This is a genomic window from Pseudomonas sp. D1-1 (assembly GCF_051132225.1).
Classification (GTDB): domain Bacteria; phylum Pseudomonadota; class Gammaproteobacteria; order Pseudomonadales; family Pseudomonadaceae; genus Aquipseudomonas.
On the sequence record NZ_CP071676.1, the window covers coordinates 2,379,958 to 2,398,743 of the forward strand.

16 protein-coding genes and 2 pseudogenes are annotated in these 18,786 nt (G+C 62.2%); 5 read left to right on the top strand and 13 right to left on the bottom strand.

Going from position 1 to position 18,786, the window contains the following annotated elements:
* Positions 1 to 57: 57 nt before the first annotated feature.
* From J3P86_RS10880 to J3P86_RS10895, 4 genes are all read right to left on the bottom strand, one after another.
* Positions 58 to 2,013, bottom strand: coding sequence for an acetoacetate--CoA ligase (locus J3P86_RS10880; RefSeq protein ID WP_434700196.1), 1,956 nt, complete (start codon positions 2,011 to 2,013; stop codon positions 58 to 60).
* Between the two features lie 176 nt (positions 2,014 to 2,189).
* On the bottom strand, positions 2,190 to 2,966 hold the full coding sequence (locus J3P86_RS10885; RefSeq protein ID WP_434700198.1) for a 3-hydroxybutyrate dehydrogenase: 777 nt from the start codon (positions 2,964 to 2,966) through the stop codon (positions 2,190 to 2,192).
* A gap of 7 nt (positions 2,967 to 2,973) precedes the next feature.
* Complete coding sequence (locus J3P86_RS10890) at positions 2,974 to 4,365, bottom strand: GntP family permease (RefSeq protein WP_305495295.1); 1,392 nt, start codon at positions 4,363 to 4,365, stop codon at positions 2,974 to 2,976.
* A gap of 303 nt (positions 4,366 to 4,668) precedes the next feature.
* Positions 4,669 to 6,087: a sigma-54 interaction domain-containing protein gene (locus J3P86_RS10895; protein ID WP_434624421.1), complete on the bottom strand. Its 1,419-nt coding sequence runs from the start codon at positions 6,085 to 6,087 to the stop codon at positions 4,669 to 4,671.
* A 201-nt stretch (positions 6,088 to 6,288) separates the two neighbouring features.
* Between J3P86_RS10895 and J3P86_RS10900 the strand changes: the two genes are divergently transcribed.
* The 3 genes and pseudogenes from J3P86_RS10900 to J3P86_RS10910 form a co-directional block, all read left to right on the top strand.
* Positions 6,289 to 6,504 (top strand): TIGR02450 family Trp-rich protein, encoded by a 216-nt coding sequence (locus J3P86_RS10900; protein WP_434624419.1) that lies wholly within the window; start codon positions 6,289 to 6,291, stop codon positions 6,502 to 6,504.
* Between the two features lie 255 nt (positions 6,505 to 6,759).
* Positions 6,760 to 7,395: pseudogene (locus J3P86_RS10905) on the top strand (PAS domain-containing protein); the annotation flags it as partial.
* A 231-nt stretch (positions 7,396 to 7,626) separates the two neighbouring features.
* A pseudogene (locus J3P86_RS10910) lies at positions 7,627 to 7,998 on the top strand (methyl-accepting chemotaxis protein); the annotation flags it as partial.
* 11 nt (positions 7,999 to 8,009) lie between these two features.
* Here J3P86_RS10910 and J3P86_RS10915 read toward each other — a convergent pair.
* The 6 genes from J3P86_RS10915 to J3P86_RS10940 form a co-directional block, all read right to left on the bottom strand.
* Entirely contained in the window at positions 8,010 to 9,584 is a 1,575-nt protein-coding gene (locus J3P86_RS10915) for an ABC transporter ATP-binding protein (protein WP_434700200.1), read from the bottom strand.
* A 14-nt stretch (positions 9,585 to 9,598) separates the two neighbouring features.
* Positions 9,599 to 10,621 (bottom strand): ABC transporter permease, encoded by a 1,023-nt coding sequence (locus J3P86_RS10920; RefSeq protein ID WP_434700201.1) that lies wholly within the window; start codon positions 10,619 to 10,621, stop codon positions 9,599 to 9,601.
* Positions 10,621 to 11,679 carry a microcin C ABC transporter permease YejB gene (locus tag J3P86_RS10925; protein WP_434700202.1) on the bottom strand — a complete coding sequence of 353 codons (1,059 nt, stop codon included), beginning with the start codon at positions 11,677 to 11,679 and terminating at the stop codon, positions 10,621 to 10,623. Before J3P86_RS10925 ends, J3P86_RS10920 begins: the two co-directional genes overlap by 1 nt.
* The gene (locus tag J3P86_RS10930; protein ID WP_434700626.1) at positions 11,679 to 13,547 is read right to left on the bottom strand and encodes an extracellular solute-binding protein; all 1,869 of its coding nucleotides are present in this window, start codon (positions 13,545 to 13,547) and stop codon (positions 11,679 to 11,681) included. The genes J3P86_RS10925 and J3P86_RS10930 overlap by 1 nt, the downstream gene beginning before the upstream one ends.
* Before the next feature lie 129 nt (positions 13,548 to 13,676).
* On the bottom strand, positions 13,677 to 13,958 hold the full coding sequence (locus J3P86_RS10935; protein ID WP_007912303.1) for a peptidylprolyl isomerase: 282 nt from the start codon (positions 13,956 to 13,958) through the stop codon (positions 13,677 to 13,679).
* Positions 13,959 to 14,039: 81 nt separating this feature from the next.
* Positions 14,040 to 14,921 (bottom strand): esterase/lipase family protein, encoded by an 882-nt coding sequence (locus tag J3P86_RS10940; protein ID WP_434700203.1) that lies wholly within the window; start codon positions 14,919 to 14,921, stop codon positions 14,040 to 14,042.
* A 412-nt stretch (positions 14,922 to 15,333) separates the two neighbouring features.
* Here J3P86_RS10940 and J3P86_RS10945 point away from each other — a divergent pair, with 412 nt between their 5' ends.
* A complete protein-coding gene (locus J3P86_RS10945; protein WP_434700204.1) occupies positions 15,334 to 16,305 on the top strand; it encodes a hypothetical protein in 972 nt (323 codons plus the stop codon).
* A gap of 37 nt (positions 16,306 to 16,342) precedes the next feature.
* On the opposite strand, the gene J3P86_RS10950 is transcribed toward J3P86_RS10945, so the two are convergent.
* The 3 genes from J3P86_RS10950 to J3P86_RS10960 all read right to left on the bottom strand — a co-directional run bounded on the left by J3P86_RS10950 (position 16,343) and on the right by J3P86_RS10960 (position 17,874).
* Positions 16,343 to 17,413, bottom strand: a complete 1,071-nt coding sequence (locus J3P86_RS10950) for a 3-deoxy-7-phosphoheptulonate synthase (RefSeq protein WP_434700205.1) — start codon at positions 17,411 to 17,413, stop codon at positions 16,343 to 16,345.
* A 47-nt stretch (positions 17,414 to 17,460) separates the two neighbouring features.
* Entirely contained in the window at positions 17,461 to 17,613 is a 153-nt protein-coding gene (locus J3P86_RS10955; RefSeq protein WP_434700206.1) for a hypothetical protein, read from the bottom strand.
* A gap of 132 nt (positions 17,614 to 17,745) precedes the next feature.
* On the bottom strand, positions 17,746 to 17,874 hold the full coding sequence (locus J3P86_RS10960) for a hypothetical protein (RefSeq protein ID WP_434624403.1): 129 nt from the start codon (positions 17,872 to 17,874) through the stop codon (positions 17,746 to 17,748).
* Positions 17,875 to 18,029: 155 nt separating this feature from the next.
* Between J3P86_RS10960 and J3P86_RS10965 the strand changes: the two genes are divergently transcribed.
* A complete protein-coding gene (locus J3P86_RS10965) occupies positions 18,030 to 18,776 on the top strand; it encodes a carbon-nitrogen hydrolase family protein (RefSeq protein ID WP_434624401.1) in 747 nt (248 codons plus the stop codon).
* Positions 18,777 to 18,786: the final 10 nt, after the last annotated feature.

The following is an 18,786-nucleotide window of genomic DNA, read 5'->3' on the forward strand; positions in this document are numbered from 1 at the left end:
GCTGCTTCGCAGCCCAGCGGGGATAAATCCCCTCGCCACGAAGATCGTTTGCGATGCTTAGGACGCTAGCTCCGGCCGCCCGCGAAACTGCTCCAGCGCCTCGGGATTGGCCAGCGCATCGGTGTTCTTCACCGCCTCGCCATGCACCACGTTACGCACGGCCAGTTCCACCACTTTTCCGCTGATCGTGCGCGGAATGTCGCTGACCGCGAGGATTTTCGCCGGTACATGGCGCGGCGTCGTGTTAGCGCGGATGACCTGGCGAATCTTTTGCTCCAGGGTATCGTCCAGCACGACGCCATCACGCAGGCGCACGAACAGCACCACTCGTACGTCACCCTGCCATTGCTGGCCAATGGCGACGCTGTCGAGGACCTCTTCGACTTTTTCCACCTGCCGATAGATTTCCGCCGTGCCAATGCGCACGCCACCGGGGTTGAGCACCGCGTCGGAGCGTCCGTGGATCAGCAAGCCGCCGTGGGCCAGTTCTTCGGCGTAGTCCCCTTGGGCCCACACTCCGGGAAACTGGCTGAAATAGGAGGCGCGAAGTTTATCCTGGCGCGGGTCGTTCCAGAGCCCGATGGGCATCGCTGGAAAATGCCGGGTGCAGACCAGCTCGCCTTTCTCGCCGACCACCGCCTCGCCGGCCTCGTTCCAGACCTGCACCGCCATGCCCAGGCTCTTGCCCTGCATCTCGCCCCGGCGCACGGCGGACAGCGGGTTGCCGTTGATGAAACAGGAGACGATATCGGTACCGCCGGACATCGAGGCCAGGCAAACGTCGGCCTTGAAATCGCGGTAAACGTAATCGTAGCTGTGGGGGGCGAGAGCCGAGCCTGTGGACAGGAGGGTCTTGAGGCTGCCCAGGTCATGGCTCTGGCGTGGCTGGATGCCTTGGCTTTCCAGGGCGGCGAGGTATTTCGGGCTGGTGCCGAACGCGCTGATGCGCTGTTGGTCGATCAGGTCGAGCAGGCGTTCGGGACCAGGGTGAAACGGCGAGCCGTCATACAGCACCACCGAGCTGCCCACCGCCAGGGCCGAGACCAGCCAGTTCCACATCATCCAGCCGCAGGTGGTGTAGTAGAACAGCCGATCCCCGGGGCCGAGATCAACGTGCAGGCCATGTTCCTTCATATGTTGGAGCAGCACGCCGCCGGTGCTGTGGACGATGCACTTCGGCACGCCGGTGGTGCCGCTGGAGTAGAGGATATACAACGGATGATCGAACGGCACGCTGGCGAACTCCGGCGCGCCACCGCTTTGATAAAAGTTTTCCCACAGCGCGACGCCGGCCTGGGTGTTGAAATCCTCGACGCGAGCATCGGGTCGGGCGTAAGGCAGCACGATCAACTGTTGCAGGGACGGCAGCCGCGCAAGGATCTCGTTCACCTTCGGGCGCTGGTCGATGACCTTGCCGGCATAACGATAACCGGCACAGGTAATCAAAACCTTGGGCTCGATCTGGCCGAACCGGTCGATGACGCCCTGGGTGCCGAAATCCGGCGATGAGCACGACCAGATCGCCCCCAGGCTCGTCGTGGCGAGCATGCCCACCAGCGTCTGCCAGGTGTTGGGCATGCAAGCGGCGACCCGGTCGCCCTGGGTCACGCCGGCGGCTTGCAGGCTTTTCTGCAGGCCGGCGACATGGGCGGCGAGCTCGGCCCAGGTCAGCGTTTGCTCGATGCCGTCTTCATCCACGGCAACCACCGCCACGGTGTTATCGCGACGGCGCAGCAGATGTTCGGCGAAACTCAGCGTGGCCCCCGGGAACCAGCGTGCGCTGGGCATGTGCGGGCCCTCCACCAGCACTGCGGTGGGGCGCTGGTGAAAACGGATGTCGAAGAAGTCCACGATGGCCTGCCAGAAAGCCTCGCGCTGGTCGATGCTCCAGGCGTGCAGGGCCGGGTAATCGTTCAACTGCAGCGAGTGCCGTTCGTTGACGAACCGGCGCAAGGCGTCCATGCGCGACCGGGCGATGCGTTCGGGGCTGGGTTGCCAGAGGATGTCGGACATGGGGGCCTCTTGTTTTTCCGGGGCTTGCGAACATTGCAGCACACGGCGTTATTTATGGCGAGAAGCGCTTCTGTGGCGAGGGAGCTTGCTCCCGCTCGGCTGCGCAGCAGACGCCTCTTGGGCCCGCTTCGCAGGCCAGCGGGAGCAAGCTCCCTCGCCACGGGGATCGCGGAGGGTTATTGCGCCAACCACCCTCCATCAACATTCCACGCCGCGCCCCGCACCTGGCTGCCGGCTTCGCTGCAGAGGAACAGAACCAGTTCACCCAGCTGCGGCGGGGTGACGAATTCCAGGGACGGTTGCTTCTCGGCCAACAGGTCGTGCTGGGCCTGTTGCGGGTCGACGCCGCTGGCGATGCGGTCGTCGATCTGTTTCTGCACCAGTGGCGTCAGCACCCAGCCTGGGCAGATTGCATTGCACGTCACGTTGCTGGTAGCGGTTTCCAGGCCAACCACCTTGGTCAGCCCGATCACCCCGTGCTTCGCGGCGACGTACGCGGCCTTGCCCACCGAACCGACCTGACCGTGCACCGAGGCGACGTTGACGATCCGTCCCCAGCCCTTGGCGCGCATGCCCGGCAGGCTTAGGCGAGTGGCGTGGAACACCGAAGACAGGTTGATGGCAATGATCGAATCCCAGCGCTCCACCGGGAAATCCTCCACGGCCGCCACGTGCTGGATCCCGGCATTGTTCACCAGAATATCCACGCCGCCGAAATCGCGCTCGGCGTAGGCGAGCATGTCGGCAATCTGTGCCGGGTCGCTGACATCGGCCGGATGATGGCCGACCTTGCCACCGAACTGCTTGACCTCGGCGACCGCCGCCGAGGCATCGCCGAAGCCATTGAGGATCAGGTTGGCGCCGGACTTGGCCAGGCTCAAGGCGATGCCCAGGCCGATGCCGCTGGTGGAACCGGTGACCAGGGCAGTCTTGCCCGAAAGAAATGTCGTCATGGAAACCTCACACAATGCCAGTGGCGTAGAACACACCGATCACGAAGAACACCGCGAGGGTCTTGATCAGCGTAATGCAGAAAATGTCTTTGTAGGCTTCACGGTGGGTCAGGCCGGTGACGGCCAGCAAGGTGATCACCGCGCCGTTGTGGGGCAGGGTGTCCATGCCGCCGCTGGCCATGGCGGCCACCCGGTGCAGCACTTCCAGGGGAATGTTGGCGGCGTGGGCGGCGCTGATGAAGGTTTCGGACATCGCCGCCAGGGCGATGCTCATGCCCCCCGACGCGGAACCGGTGATGCCGGCCAGCAGCGTCACGGTGACCGCTTCGTTGACCAGCGGATCGGGAATGTTCTTGAGCCAGTCGGCCAGCACCAGGAAGCCCGGCAAGGAGGCGATCACCGCACCGAAACCGTATTCCGAAGCGGTGTTCATCGCCGCGAGCAAGGCACCGCCCACCGCGCTCTTGCTACCTTCGGCCAGTTTGCTGCGAATCGCGCGGAAGCCGAACAGCAGCACCATGACAATACCCACCAGCAAAGCGGCCTGTACCGCCCAGATCGCGGTGAGCTTGGCGATGTCGCTGGTCACCGGTGTCGCCATGCCCGGCAGCGCCAGGCTATGCGTCTTGCCGTACCACTGCGGGATCCACTGGGTAAACAGCAGGTTCATGATCCCCACCGCCAGCAGCGGCGAAACGGCGATCCACGGGTTGGGCAGCTTGATGTCCTCAGCGGTTTCCGGCTCGTTGCGCAGTTCGGTGCCATAACCTTCACCGGCGCGTTGGGCCTTGTTGCGCTGGCGCTGCAAAAACAGCATGCCGAAGCAGAAGACGAAGATCGTACCGATCACGCCCAGCCACGGCGCGGCCCAAGCGGTGGTGTTGAAAAAGGTGCTGGGGATGATGTTCTGGATCTGCGGCGTGCCGGGCAGGGCGTCCATGGTGAACGAGAATGCGCCGAGGGCGATGGTGGCTGGAATCAGCCGTTTGGGGATATTGCTCTGGCGGAACATCTCCGCGGCGAACGGGTACACCGCGAACACCACGACGAACAGCGACACGCCGCCATAAGTCAGCAACGCGCAGACCAGCACGATCACCAGCATGGCCTGGCGTGTGCCCAGCAGGCGAATCGCCGCGGCGACGATGGAGCGGGAGAAACCCGACAACTCGATCAGCTTGCCAAACACCGCGCCAAGCAGGAACACCGGGAAATAGAGTTTGATGAAACCGACCATCTTGTCCATGAACACCCCGGTGAATGCAGGGGCGACGGCGGATGGATCGGTAAGCAGGACCGCGCCGAGGGCGGCGATCGGGGCAAAGAGAATGACGCTGTAGCCACGGTAGGCGGCAACCATCAACAGCGTGAGGGCTGCCAAGGCAATGATCACACTCATGGTGTGTCTCCTGGGATTGTTATTTTTGTGGGTGATGCTCTGAGGAGGGCTATAGCGATATCTGTGCCAGATAGCTAAGTCGCTGATAGATAAGGATAATTTTTGTTACTGAAAGGCGAGGGAGAAGGATTATTCTCTGTTCTGAGATTTTTGTTGGAGGGCCCGGCCTCTTCGCGAGCAGGCTCGCTCCCACATGAGACGGTGATGGACTGAAAGAAAGCCATACCTGTGGGAGCGAGCCTGCTCGCGAAGAGCCCGCAGCGCTCCAAGATCGCCAGTCTAAAAAAAGAGATCTCAGTCTCTTTATTGAGACTCCGCAATCCCCAGCGCCACCATCTTCTTGTACAACGTCGATCTTCCCAGCCCCAACCGCTCGGCCGCCTCGACTACCTTGCCATCGCATTTCGCGAGGGTAGTTTCGATCAAGTGCCGGTCAAATCGAGCCCGGGCCTGGCTGAAGGTTTCCTGCGCCAATAACGGCTCCAGGGTCGGGCCTGTCGTGCGCTCAACCGGGATGAAAGTGCCGATGGCCGCGCGGATGTCAGCAGCGCTGAGCATCAGGTCGTCGCTGAGCAACGCGGCTCGTTCCAGCACGTTGCGCAACTCCCGAATGTTGCCCGGCCAGGCATGTTGGCCCAGCAGATCGAGGGCGTCGCGGTGCAGTTCGTGCTGGCTGCGCAGTTCTTCGAGGATCGCCTCACTCAGTGCCGGCAGATCATCCAGGCGCTCACGCAGCGGCGGGACCTGGATCGGCAGCACGTTGAGACGGTAATAGAGGTCGGCGCGGAACTCGCCGCGCTTGATTGCCGCTTCAAGATCGGTGGAGGTCGCGGCAATGATCCGCACATCGCTCTGCAACACCTCGTTGGAGCCGACCGGTTCGTATTCTTTCTCCTGAAGCACCCGCAGCAGTTTGCTTTGCAGCGGTAGCGGCATGTCGCCGATCTCGTCGAGGAACAGCGTGCCGCCTTGGGCGATCTGCAGTTTGCCGGCGCGGCCCTTGCGGTCGGCGCCGGTGAAAGCGCCTGGCGCGGTGCCGAAGAACTCGGCTTCGAGCAGCGATTCGGGGATGGCAGCGCTGTTGATGCTGACAAAGGCCTTGTGTGCCCGCGGTGAAGCACTATGGATCGCTTGGGCCAGCAACTCCTTGCCGGTACCGGTTTCGCCGAGCAGCAGCACCGGTGAATCGGTGCTGGCGCTGCGTCGGGCGCGGCGCTTGACCTCCAGGCCGGCGCTGCTGGTGCCGATGAAGTGGGCAAAGTTGTACTTGGTCTGCCGCGCCCGCAGCAACGAGCGGGTGGAGGCCAGTTCTTCCTGCATGCTCAGATAGCGCTTGAGCATCGGCGACAGGCTGCGCAACTCATCGAACAGGGCAAAACCGATGGCGCCGATCACCGCGCCGGCGTTGTCGTGGATCGGCAGGCGCATCACCACCAGCGGTTCCTTGGGCGTGTCCTGCATGTCCAGCAGGATCGGCCGTCCGGTGCGCACCACCTCACGCAGCAAGCTGCCGGGGATGACGCTTTCGCAGGCGCGGCCGATGGCTTCCTGCGCCGAATTGAGGCCGAAACGACGGGCGTAGCGCTCGTTCATCCAGACGATATTCGCATCGCGATCGACAATGACCGTGCCTTCGCTGGACTGCTCGATGATCTCGAACAGCGAGCGGATCGCCAGCGTGCGTACGCGCTTGTAGTCCTTGAGACTTTCGGTGGGATTCATCAGGCATTCCAAAAAGAGGTGGGCTTGCCGGCACCCTCGGATGAGTCGCGGCATTATGCCTGATCAAACTCGGCGTTCTGTAGTGGGGCCAAGCCGGTGGAGAGGGCTGTTTTTACCGCCAGAATTGCCACAAGAAAAGCTGTACGTATGAAATACTCTGTACATGTTTTTAGGCCTGTTCGCGACTGTACTGGAGGATCCATGAATAAATTCAACCCTCGCAAACTCAAGCTTTCCAAGTGGACCGCCTGCCAGCCCGTCAACCGGGAAAAGCATTTTCTCGTCACCCAATTGCTCTGCGACGAACAGGATTGCCCCGTTCAGGTCGAGTTGCAGGCGGTGTATAGCGGACGGGTGGCCGTGCTGGACTGGGGTGATCTGACCGACAGCGAACGGTGGAAAATCGGTTGGCATTGAGTCTTGGACAGGTAAGCGAATTTTCCTTCAGAAATTGTACATATAAAAAATTATGTACAACTTTTGCGACGATGATGGCTTAATGGTGCCTCTTCAGAAAAGGCATTCCGCCTTTCAGACGGCTACGGCCAAGCACTCATGTCACCGGGAGCGGCACCCATGTTCATTCGCACTCGCAAACATCAGGACGTCTTGCACGAGACCCAGGGCGCACTGGCCTCTCTCGAAGCCGAGCGGGCGGCTTTTCACCAATCGATGGCGATCGTCGAGTTCGCGCCTTCAGGCGAAATACTTGGCGCCAACGCGCTGTTTCTGAACATGACCGGATACGTGCTGGATGACATCCTCGGCAAGCATCACCGGATGTTCTGCGCGCCTGAGTACGCCGGCAGCCGCGAATATGCGGTGTTATGGCAGCAACTGGCCCAGGGTGAGGGTAGCGAACAGCAGTACCTTCATCTGGCACGCGATGGCCTTGGGTCGTGGGTGCAGGCCAGCTACATTCCTGTGCGTGATCAGCGCGCCAGGGTCGAACGCATCATCCAGGTCAGCCGCGACATCAACGACCGCGTGCTACGGGCTCAGGCCGAGTCGAGTTTCATGCAGGCGATCGATCGCTCCATGGCGGTGATCGAGTTCGATCTGGGCGGTCATGTCATCAATGCCAACGTCAACTTCCAGAAGGTCATGGGTTATGGCCTGGAGGAGGTTCGCGGCCAGCACCATCGGATTTTCTGCGAGCCTGGCGAAGTTCAAGGCGAAGCCTATCGCGATTTCTGGGCTGGACTGAACCGTGGCGAATACAAGAGCGGGCTTTTCCAGCGCGTCGACAGGCACGGCAACACAGTCTGGCTGCAGGCCACCTATAACCCGCTCTACGATGCCCAGGGCCATTTGTACGGGGTGGTCAAGTTTGCCACCGACAGCACGCGTGAAGTCGAGCAACGCCAGACCGAATCAAAGGCGGCGCAGTTGGCCTTCGAGACGTCCCGGCAGACGGATGAGCACACCCAGTTGGGCACCGCCGTCGTGCAGCAGACCGTGACCGTAGTGCAAAGCATCGCCGATGAACTGCAACAGGTCGCTACCGGGATCAGCGCCCTCAGCGCGCAGTCCGAAGAGATCGGCAACATTGTCGATGCCATCCGGGGAATCGCCGAACAGACCAACCTGCTTGCGCTCAATGCGGCCATCGAGGCCGCTCGTGCCGGTGAGCAGGGTCGCGGCTTCGCGGTGGTTGCCGATGAAGTGCGCAATCTGGCCCGGCGTACCAGCCAGGCGACCGTTGCCATTACCGAAGTGGTCGGCAAGAACCGCGACCTGGCCAGGCAGGCGGTGGGCAGCATGCAATCGAGTACCGCCAAGGCCGAGCAAGGCGTGAAGCTGGCGAACCAGGCCGGCACCGTCATCCTCGACATCCACCGGGGCGCGAAGCAGGTTGTGGAAGTCATGGGCGAATTCGCCCAGACCCTGGACCAGCGCCGCGAAGCCTGACCGGGCCAGGCTTATCCCGGATGGGCCGCCGCCAGCAGCTCCCGGGTATAAGGGTGTCGGGGCGAGTCGAATACGTCGTGGCTGGCGCCTTGCTCGACGACCTTGCCGTCCTTGATCACGATCATGTCATGGGCCAGGGCTCGCACGACCGCCAGGTCGTGGCTGATGAACAGGTAGGTCAGGCCGTGTTTTTCCTGGAGCTGGCGGAGCAGGGCGACCACTTGTTTCTGCACCGTGCGATCCAGCGCCGAAGTTGGTTCGTCCAGCAGGATCAGCGCGGGCTTGAGCACCAGCGCCCGGGCGATGGCGATGCGCTGGCGCTGGCCGCCGGAAAACTCGTGCGGGTAACGATGCCGGCTCTGCGGGTCGAGGCCGACTTCCTTGAGCGCCTGGATCACCTGGGCTTCGCATTGCTCGGCGCTGGACCTGCTGTGGACCTCCAGGCCTTCGCTGATGATCTGCTGCACCGACATTCGCGGGCTGAGGCTGCCAAACGGGTCCTGGAAGACGATCTGCATCTGCTTGCGCCAGGGCCGCAGTTCTTTCTGCGACAGCTGATCAAGGGCTGCGCCGCTAAAACGGATGCTGCCTTCGGATTCGATCAACCGCAGGATCGCCTGGCCGAGCGTGGACTTGCCGGAACCGGATTCGCCAACAATGCCCAGGGTCTTGCCGCGCTGGATGCTCAGGCTGATGCCATCCACGGCGCGCAGGTATTGCTTGCGCCGCAACAGCCCGCCACCGTTGGGGAAGCTGACCCGCAAATCCTCAACCTGCAACACGTCTTCGCGCTCGTCCCGGGGCAGGGCTTCGCCTTCCGGCTCGGCGTGCAGCAGTTCGCAGCTGTAGGGGTGTTGCGGTGCGCTGAACAACGTTTCGCAAGGCGCCTGCTCGACGATTTCTCCCGCCTTCATCACGCACACCCGCTGGGCGATGCTGCGCACCAGGTTGAGGTCATGGCTGATCAGCAGCAGGGACATGCCGAGCCGCTGCTGCAATGACTTGAGCAGCAGGAGGATCTTGCGTTGCACCGTCACGTCCAGGGCGGTGGTTGGCTCGTCGGCAATCAGCAACTCCGGTTCGCAGGCCAGGGCCATGGCGATCATGACCCGCTGGCGCTGACCGCCCGATAGTTGGTGGGGATAGGCCTTGAGCCGTTCGGCCGGGTTCTGGATACCCACCAGGTCGAGCAGTTCCAGGATCCGCTGGCGCGCCGCTTTGCCGCCCAGTCCCCTGTGCAGCATCAATGTCTCGCCAATCTGTTTTTCGACGCTGTGCAATGGATTCAGCGACGTCATCGGCTCCTGGAAAATCATTGCGATCCGATTGCCGCGCAACTCACGCAAGGTCTTGGCCTCGGCGCCCACCAGTTCCTGGTCTCGATAGCGAATGCTGCCGGTGGTGCGTGCGCCGCTGTCGGTCAGCAATTGCAGAATCGAGTGAGCCGTCACCGACTTGCCTGAGCCGGATTCGCCCACCAGGGCCAGGCATTCGCCAGGGCGGATATCCAGGCACAGGTCGCGCACTACCGGCTGGTCGTTGAAGGCGACGTTCAGGTTGCGGATTTCGATCAGGTTGTCGCTCATCTAAAAGCTCCGCTTCAAGACCGGGGATCAAAGGCGTCGCGCAACGCCTCGCCAATGAACACCAGCAGCGACAGAATCAGTGCCAGGGTGAAGAACGCCGTCAATCCCAGCCACGGCGCTTGCAGGTTCTGTTTGCCCTGGGCGATCAACTCACCCAGGGACGCGCTGCCGGCCGGCATGCCGAAGCCGAGAAAGTCCAGGGCCGTCAGCGTGGATATCGCGCCGGTGAGGATGAACGGCAGGTAACTCAAGGTCGCGTTCATGGCGTTGGGCAGGATGTGTCGCACGATCACCTTGCGGTCGGTCAGGCCCAAGGCCCGTGCCGCTTTCACGTACTCCAGGTTGCGCCCGCGCAAGAACTCGGCGCGCACCACGTCCACCAGCGCCAGCCAGGAGAACAGCGCCATGATCCCCAGCAGCCACCAGAAATTCGGTTCCACGAAACCGGACAGGATGATCAGCAGATAGAGCACCGGCAACCCGGACCAGACTTCCAGCAACCGTTGCCCGAGCAGATCCACCCAGCCGCCGTAATAGCCCTGCAAGGCGCCGGCGGTAATTCCGATCAGCGCACTGATGGCGGTCAAGGCCAGGGCGAACAGGATCGACACCCGCGCGCCGAAGATCACCCGCGCGAGCACATCACGGGCCTGATCATCGGTGCCCAGCCAGTTGACCGTCGACGGCGGGCTTGGCGCCGGCTGGTTGAGGTCGTAGTTGGGCGTGTCGTCGCTGAAAGGAATGGGCGGGAAGAGCAGCCAGCCGCCATCCTGGTGAATCAGGTTCTGTACATAGTTGCTGCGATAGTCGGCCTGGAACGGCAACTGACCGCCAAATTCCTGCTCGGTGTAGCGCTTGAAAACCGGGAAGTACAGCGAGCCCTGATAGCTCACCACCCATGGCTTGTCGTTGGCGATCAGTTCACCGCCCAGGGTCAGGGCGAACAGGCCGATGAACAGCCACAGCGACCACCAGCCACGACGGTTTTTCTTGAAACGCTCGAAACGCCGCTGGCCCAAGGGCGAGAACTTGAACATCAGGCGTTCCTCGCGGCGAAGTCGATACGCGGGTCCACCAGGGTGTAGCAGAGGTCACCGATGAGCTTTATCAGCAGGCCGAACAGGGTGAAGATGAACAGCGAGCCGAACACCACCGGATAGTCTCGGGACACGGCGGCTTCATAACTCATGCGCCCCAGGCCATCGAGGGAGAAAATGACCTCGATCAGCAACGAGCCGGCGAAGAACACGCCGATGAATGCCTGGGGAATGCCCGAGACCACCAGCAGCATCGCGTTGCGAAACACGTGGCCGTACAACACGCGCCGTTCGCTCATGCCTTTGGCCCGGGCCGTCACCACGTATTGACGGGTGATTTCGTTGAGAAACGAATTTTTGGTCAGGATCGTCAGGGTGGCAAAGCCGCCGATGACCAGCGACGTGACGGGCAGCACCAAATGCCAGAAGTAATCGGCGATCTTGCCCAGCGTCGATAGTGATTCGAAGTTGTCCGACACCAGTCCGCGCACGGGGAACCAGTTGAGCGAGGTGCCGCCGGCGAACATGACGATCAGGAACATGGCGAACAGGAACGCCGGCATCGCATAGCCGATGATGATCGCGGTGCTGCTCCACACGTCGAATGCCGAACCGTGGTGCACGGCCTTGCGAATGCCCAGCGGAATCGACACCAGGTAAGTGATCAGCGTCGCCCAGAGCCCGAGGGAAATGGTCACCGGCATCTTTTCCAGGATCAGGTCGGTGACCGTGGCGCCGCGGAAAAAGCTCTTGCCGAAATCCAGGCGGGCATAGCTGGTGAGCATCAGCCACAGGCGTTCGTGGGCGGGCTTGTCGAAACCGTACTGTTTCTCGATGTCCTTGATCAGTTGCGGGTCCAGGCCACGGCTGGCGCGCGAGCTGCCGGCCATGGCATTGCCCGAACTGCCGACGCTGGCGCCGCCGATACCCTGCAGGTGGGCGATGGCCTGTTCGACCGGCCCGCCCGGTGCCGCCTGCACGATCACGAAGTTCACCAGCAGAATGATCACCAGCGTCGGGATGATCAGCAGCAGGCGCCGTGCAATATAAGCCCACATCAGTGATGTCCTCCGGGTGCGCTGCGCTTGATGCGTTCGGCGGTCATCTGTTCGTTGGTCAACGGCGTGGTGCTGACTTCCCACCAGCTTTCGATGGCTTCGTCATTGCTGGCCTGGACCTTCGGCATGCCGAAGCGATTCCACCACACGGTCGAGCTGCCGGGTGGGTAATAGTTGGGGATCCAGTAGTAATTCCATTGCAGTACCCGGTCCAGGGCGTGGGCATGGCGGAGCATGTCGCTTTGGGTGGTGGCCTTGACCAGGCCGTCGATGAGGGCATCCACGGCTGGGTTCTGCAGGGCCATGTAGTTGTTTGCGCCCGGATCATTGGCGGCCGCCGAGCCGAAATAATTGTAGAGTTCCATGCCGGGCGAGGTGCTCACGGGGTAACCGGTGATGATCATGTCGTAGTCGCGACTCATCAGCCGATTGACGTACTGGGATGAGTCGATGCGCCGGATGCTCATGTCGATACCGATCTGCGCCAGGGTCCGCTTGTAGGGCAGCAACAGACGGTCGATACCGTTCTGGGTATTCAAGAACGTGAAGCTCAGGGGCTCGCCTTCGGCATTCACCAGCCGGTCGCCGTGAGGCTTCCAGCCGGCCTGTTCGAGCAGCGCCAGGGCTTGCAGCTGTTTGTCACGGATCACGCCGCTGCCGTCGGTTTTCGGCGCCTCGAATACCTGCGTGAACACCTCATCCGGGACTTTGCCGCGCAACGGTTCGAGGATCGCCAGTTCCGCCGCATCGGGGAGTTGCCGGGCGGCGAGGTCGGTGTTGGAAAAGAAACTCTGCTGACGCACATAGGCATTGCGCATCATCTGGCGATTGCTCCATTCGAAATCCCAGAGCATGGCCAGCGCCTGGCGTACGCGGCGGTCCTGGAACTGCGGGCGTTGCAGGTTGAACACGAAGCCCTGTGCCGGCTGCGGCGCTTCGGTGGCGAGGTGGGCCTTTTGCAGGCGACCGTCGCGCAGGGCCGGGCTGTCGTAGCCGATGGCAAAACCGGTCGCGGAAAACTCGCGGTTGTAGTCGTAGGCGCCGCCACGCAGGACCTGTCGGGCCACATCGGTATCGCCGAAATATTCAATGCTGAAATGGTCGAAATTATACAAGCCGCGACTGACCGGCAGATCCTTGCCCCACCAGTCTGCATTGCGTTCGAAAGTGATGCTGCGACCCGAGTCGACTTTGCTCACCCGGTACGGACCACTGCCCAGCGGGGCTTCGTAGCCGCCGCCATTGGCGAAGTCGCGGGTTTTCCACCAATGCTCGGGAAACACCGGCAGGGTGGCAATATCCAATGGTAGCGTGCGGTTTTCGTTGTTCTTGAAATCAAAACGAACGCTGCGAGGCGATTCCACCACGACGCCTTTGACTGCGGCGAACTGTGTGCGGTAGCGCAGGCTGCCCTGGGTCATCAGCAGCTCGAAGCTGTAGCGCACGTCCTCGGCGGTAATGGGCTTGCCGTCGGCGAAGCGGGCTTTGGCGTTCAGGTAGAAGCGCAGCGACAGACCATCCTCGGCACGCTCCATTTTCTCGGCCACCAGGCCGTAGACGGTGTAGGGCTCGTCCAGCGAACGCTGGGCCAGCGGCGAATAGAGCATGCCGTCGACCTGGCTGACACCGATGCCTTTGTCGATATAGGGCAGGATATGGTCGAAATGACCGATCTCGATGGCCGAGCGGCGCATCGTGCCGCCCTTGGGGGCCTGGGGATTGGCATAGGCAAAGTGGCCGAAGCCTTCGGCGTATTTGGCCGGCTCGCCATAAACAGTCAGGGCATGTTGGGGGGCGGCGCTCACACCTGCGGCGCCTGTCAGCAGGACCACGGCAGTGAGTAGCCAGGAGGGAAACGCCAGTCGCATTGTCAGCCTTAGAGCCGGGTGATCGATGACCATGATTTGTACGCGAGCGGCGCGCTCATCGCCAGCCCCTCGCATCACGCAAACATGACGGCCCACCAAAGGGCGGGCCGTCATGTCGATAAACCGGGATCAGTCCTGGCGGCTGGTGACTTCCAGCAGGTGATAGCCAAACTGGGTCTTGACCGGGCCCTGGACCACATTGATCGGGGCGCTGAACACCACGGTGTCGAACTCCTTGACCATCTGGCCTGGACCGAACGAGCCCAGGTCACCGCCCTGACGGCTGGACGGGCAAGTGGAGTTTGCCTTGGCGACTTCGGCAAAATCAGCGCCGCCTTCGATCTGGGCCTTGAGTTCGTTGCACTTGTCTTCGCTGGATACCAGGATGTGGCGGGCAGTGGCTTTGGCCATGGGAAATCTCCTTCAGTGTTTTCAAAACGTCCAGCCTACCGGAATCAGTAGGGCTTTGTTGTCAAAAATGCGACGTGTCGATCAGAGTCCGACGATTCGCAAACGCTCGGCGTGCCTTATATAGAGCGCTAGCGGGTCGGTTCCCTTGCGGTGCCCGCCGGCGTTCGCGTGATTGATGGCGTGCAAGTGGTCCAGTGGGTAATCGGAGCGAATGACCTTGCCCAGGTGGGAACTGAAGCGCCCGACGATGCCATCGTTCTGTCCGGCTTCGGTAATGAAGTATTCGGAAAAGGCCCGGCAGAAATCATGCAGCGGACCTGCTGCACCGCAGGCTTCGCCAGGGGCGTCTTGCAGCGTGCCGCTCCAGGAGTAGTAGCGAACGCCGTTGACCAGCTGCGGCCCGTTGCCGCCCCAGTTTCGGGGCAGGCCCTGGGGGTATCGGTCGTTGAACGCGCCCACGCCTTCAGTCGTCAGTGCCGCCAGCGCCGCGATGGCGTTCTGTGGAAGCCGAGCCTGGCCGCTGAGTGCCGAGATGAAGTCGGCGAAGAGTGTTGCGACCCGGTTCGCCACATGCTCCGGCAATCGCCCGGGGGTCAGGGCCTTGCGCAGGAAGTCGGCCAGTTCCGAGCCCTGGTTGGGGCCGCTGACCGAGGTGACCGAGGCGACTCGTTCGGGGGCGGTTGCCCCGGCATAACGTGCCGCCAGCGCACCTTGGCCATGCCCGATCAGGTTGACCCGGGTGGAGCCGGTTCCTTCCAGGACCCGGTCGATCTGCGTCAGCAGTTGTTCACCACGGGCTTCATTGCAATGGGTAGCCGACAGATACGGGATGAAGACCCGCGCGCCGGCGGTGCGCAAAGCCTGTTTGACGTTCTCAAAGAGCCCGAAGGCGCCGATCTTGTCGAACCCGAACAACCCATGGACCAGCAGGATAGGAAAGTGAGTGTTTGCATTCCGTTGCATGTTCGTACCTTTTTCGAAGAGGTTCACCTGGATTTGCCGGCACCACTCTAATGCAGGCGACAAGCGAGCGGTGTAGGACCAAGCCGCGGTAAGCCAGGGAAACTGGAATAGAAAAAGCAGGAATATTCACTTGGTAGGCGGACGATGCCGCAGGCCGGGACACTTCCGATAGTCGTCGCGGCTGGCAGCTACAACACTAGGCGCAACAGCCCACCGATCATGGTCGACTTGTCTGACTGCGCATTTGCCGCGGGCGGGTTCAAATGACTTCACCGGCGCCGTGATGTGCACGGCGCCTTTTCCAAAGGACTGGAACGTGAAAATGAAGACTTACCCATCGCCGCAGGACAGTAGCGACCCATGCCGCGCAAGACTGCCAGCGCCTTCCCTGGCGAAGGCCAAGGGAGGCGTGGTGGATCCGGCCTGGAACAAGGCCGTGATCACGATCAAGCCGTATCCGACGATGACGAGTGGTGATGAAGTGCGGCTGCGTTGGCATGGGCTCAATAACGAAGGCGACCCCTACCGGCATGAAACCAGCAGGTTTATCACCGAGCGGCAGGTCGGACGGGACGTGGTTTTTGTTGTTCGTGAACCGCATATCGCCGAGCTCGACGGTGGATCGCTGGAGATCTCCTACCAGGTAGCCGGAAAATGGATCCCCGGCGTGCTGGGGTCGCAAGCCCTGCAGCTTGAAGTCGGCGACAGGCCCGAGCTGCTGTTGCCGCCGATTGCCAATGATGCGGTGGGTGGCAGCCTCGATCCCGCCCGGGTGCCGGAAGGAACGCGGGTGACCATTCGGCCTTATTCGAGGATGGCGGTCGGTGATCGGCTGGCCTTGAGTGTCAGCCAGGATTCCAAGGCGCTTTGGCATGACGTGCTGCACATCGAGGAACATGTATTGGGGCGTGAAGTGTCATTCTGGGTCGATTATTCGCACATTGCCCCGTATATCGGCCACAGGTTGAACCTGGGCTATGTTGTCAGGCACGGCCGCTCGGCACGCCAGGCCGAGTCTTTGTCGGTGCATATCGGCCCCTTGGTGCGCCCTGCGCTGAAGGCGCCCCAGGTCGCGGCGCTGAACGAAGGAGGGCTCGATATCGAAACGCTGCAAGGCCCGGTGACGGTGGTCATCGATGGCACCGGACTGGCGGCGGGCGAATGGGTCGGCCTGCAATGCAACGGGACCTATACCCATGTGCAGGAGCGGGAAATCACCGAGGCGATGGTCGGCCAACCGCTGGTCTTCGAGGTGCCGGCCGCCTATTGGCAGGAGCAGCGAAACAGGTCGGTGCAACTGTTTTATCAGGTGGAACGACTGGACGATGTCAGCCAGCGGTCTGCGGAGATCACTATCGAGGTGCGTACCCGGGCGCCTGGTTGAGCGAGGCCCTCCCTTCACGGAGGGCCTGTCGGGTGCGTCAGGCCTGCAATCGCAACGAGAGATCGGCCTGGCGCAGCAGTTGCTCGGTGGCCTCCCAGCCAAGGCATCCATCGGTCACCGACACGCCGTAGCGCATCGTCGGCCCCAATGGTTGGCAACCCTCAAACAGATGGCTTTCCAGCATCATGCCAATGAGGGCGCGGTTTCCTAGCAGACGCTGTTCCAATACGTCATTGAACACCTGCGGCTGGCGCAACGGGTCCTTGCCGCTGTTGGCATGGCTGCAATCGACCATGATCCGGGCCGGGATTTTGAGGCGGGTGAGGTCGTCGTGTATCTGCGCCACGCTCTGGCGATCATAATTCGGCCCGCGATGGCCGCCGCGCAGCACCAGGTGAGTGTCGGGGTTGCCCTGGGTCTGGATGATCGCCGGGTGTCCCTGGCTGTCGACGCCGAAATGCCGGTGAGGGTGGGCGGCGGAGCGCATGGCGTCGCAGGCGATGCCGACCCCGCCGTCCGTGCCATTCTTGAAACCGACCGGCATGCCGAGGCCGCTGGCCATTTCCCGGTGGATCTGCGATTCCGTGGTCCGGGCACCGATGGCGACCCAGCTGAGCAGGTCGTCGAAGTAGCCAGCGGCCATGGGCTGCAGCAATTCAGTGGCGATCGGCAGGCCGAGTCGCAGCATCTCACGCATCAGTTCCCGGGACAGGTTCAAGCCGGCAGCCATGTCGTCACTGCCGTCCAGATCGGGGTCGTAGGCCAGGCCTTTCCAGCCGACGGTGGTGCGCGGCTTTTCGACATAGGCGCGCATGACCAGCAGCATGCTGTCGCTCACTTCGCGGGCGAGGCGCGCCAGGTTGGCGGCGTATTCAAGCGCAGACTCAGGATCGTGGATCGAGCAGGGGCCAACGATGACCAGCAGGCGCGAGTCCTCGCCGTCGAGGATCGCACGCACCGCTTGGCGATGGGTGTCGACCTGTTGGCTCAGCGCAGTGGCGAGCGGCAATTGCTGTTTGAGCTGCAGAGCGCTTGGCAGACGCAGGGTCAGCGCTTCATTGGCAGGCGTGAGGGTGGACAGTGGCAAAGCAGAAACGGACGAATTCATGATCTGGCTTCCTGGGCGAGCAGCGGGTTCGTTCCCGCGCGCCGGCCCTATTGGGGTGTTCGACAATTGGCCGTGATGGCCGGCAATGAAGGCATGCCACCGGTAGGTGACCGATCGGAGGCGGCAGGCTGTCCCGAGCGGTGGCTGGTAAATCGCCAGGCGGCAAAACTGTCGTAACGGTAATAAGTGGCGTAGTTCATGGTTCGATCCTCAAGTTGTCTGGTGCTGCAATTGTGTGGGGCCTGAAAAACAAAACCCCCGGTCGGGAGGCCGACCGGGGGTTTGGAAAACTCTGGTAGGCGACCCGTTTGAAATGGGGCGCCGGTTGGGTATCAGGCGCGCCAGTGGCTAAACCAATACCCAAAATAAAAGCTGACCGGAGTCTGGACGCTGTTCACCCGGGCAGCCGCAACCGAGCGCAGGGCGCTGGCGGTGTGAAGCTGTGCAAGGGCGTTGAACATGGTCTGTCTCCGATGAATGACCCGCAGCTTACTAGAGCGAGGCGCGCCGGTTCAATAAGAAAATCCTATCGGATTGATGACGCCGTCCACGCCGCTTGAGTCCGGCGGGCTTTGTGACAAACTCAGCGCTTTGTCCCCTCCATCAAGGACGCACCATGAGCCGAGCCTTTGCTGCCGCCCAATCGATTTCCATTCCGGGGGACATTGCCGGCAACCTTATCCATCATCAGCGCTTCATGGAGTCCGCCGCCGATCGGAATGTGGGGTTGCTGGTGTTTCCAGAACTGTCGCTCACCGGGTACGAGCGAGGGCTGGCCGCAGAACTGGCTATCTTGCCGGAGGATTTTGTGTTGCAGCCGCTGCGCGACCTGGCGCGGGAGCTCGGCCTGACTGCGGTGGTCGGCATGCCGATTCGCCTCGCGACCGACGCCCCGGTGCTGATCGGCGCATTGGTGCTCGGTGCGGATGGCTCCCTTGGGGTCTACAGCAAACAGCATCTGCACGCGGGAGAAGAAATCGCTTTCGCGCCCGGTCACGGCGGTTCGATCCTGGCGATGGGCGCGGATCGCGTGGCGTTGGCGGTGTGCGCCGATTTTTCCCAGGCCAGCCATGCGGCGGCAGCTGCGGAGCAGGGCGCGACGCTATATGCAGCCGGCGTGTTGATAACCGAGGGAGGCTATGTAGCGGACACGACGTTGCTGCAAGGTTACGCCCGACAGCACGCCATGACGGTCCTGATGGCCAATCACGGTGGCGCTACCGGAGGGTGGGAGTCGGCCGGTCGCAGCGCGATCTGGGCGGCCGATGGTTCGCTGATTGCCGCTGCGCCAGGCGTCGGCGAGCTTCTGGTCATGGCTCGTCCCCGGGGCAGCGGCTGGGTAGGGCAGGTGGTGCCGCTTTGACGAGGTCTAA

Excerpts from the sequence above, each read along its gene's own strand:
- J3P86_RS10965 (WP_434624401.1), top strand. The coding sequence starts at position 18,030 with ATGAGCCGAGCCTTTGCTGCCGCCCAATCGATTTCCATTCCGGGGGAC.
- J3P86_RS10880 (WP_434700196.1), bottom strand. The coding sequence starts at position 2,013 with ATGTCCGACATCCTCTGGCAACCCAGCCCCGAACGCATCGCCCGGTCG.
- J3P86_RS10930 (WP_434700626.1), bottom strand. The coding sequence starts at position 13,547 with ATGCGACTGGCGTTTCCCTCCTGGCTACTCACTGCCGTGGTCCTGCTG.
- J3P86_RS10920 (WP_434700201.1), bottom strand. The coding sequence starts at position 10,621 with ATGTTCAAGTTCTCGCCCTTGGGCCAGCGGCGTTTCGAGCGTTTCAAG.
- J3P86_RS10940 (WP_434700203.1), bottom strand. The coding sequence starts at position 14,921 with ATGCAACGGAATGCAAACACTCACTTTCCTATCCTGCTGGTCCATGGG.
- J3P86_RS10925 (WP_434700202.1), bottom strand. The coding sequence starts at position 11,679 with ATGTGGGCTTATATTGCACGGCGCCTGCTGCTGATCATCCCGACGCTG.
- J3P86_RS10935 (WP_007912303.1), bottom strand. The coding sequence starts at position 13,958 with ATGGCCAAAGCCACTGCCCGCCACATCCTGGTATCCAGCGAAGACAAG.
- J3P86_RS10900 (WP_434624419.1), top strand. The coding sequence starts at position 6,289 with ATGAATAAATTCAACCCTCGCAAACTCAAGCTTTCCAAGTGGACCGCC.
- J3P86_RS10955 (WP_434700206.1), bottom strand. The coding sequence starts at position 17,613 with ATGAACTACGCCACTTATTACCGTTACGACAGTTTTGCCGCCTGGCGA.
- J3P86_RS10960 (WP_434624403.1), bottom strand. The coding sequence starts at position 17,874 with ATGTTCAACGCCCTTGCACAGCTTCACACCGCCAGCGCCCTGCGCTCG.
- J3P86_RS10950 (WP_434700205.1), bottom strand. The coding sequence starts at position 17,413 with ATGAATTCGTCCGTTTCTGCTTTGCCACTGTCCACCCTCACGCCTGCC.
- J3P86_RS10915 (WP_434700200.1), bottom strand. The coding sequence starts at position 9,584 with ATGAGCGACAACCTGATCGAAATCCGCAACCTGAACGTCGCCTTCAAC.
- J3P86_RS10885 (WP_434700198.1), bottom strand. The coding sequence starts at position 2,966 with ATGACGACATTTCTTTCGGGCAAGACTGCCCTGGTCACCGGTTCCACC.
- J3P86_RS10890 (WP_305495295.1), bottom strand. The coding sequence starts at position 4,365 with ATGAGTGTGATCATTGCCTTGGCAGCCCTCACGCTGTTGATGGTTGCC.
- J3P86_RS10895 (WP_434624421.1), bottom strand. The coding sequence starts at position 6,087 with ATGAATCCCACCGAAAGTCTCAAGGACTACAAGCGCGTACGCACGCTG.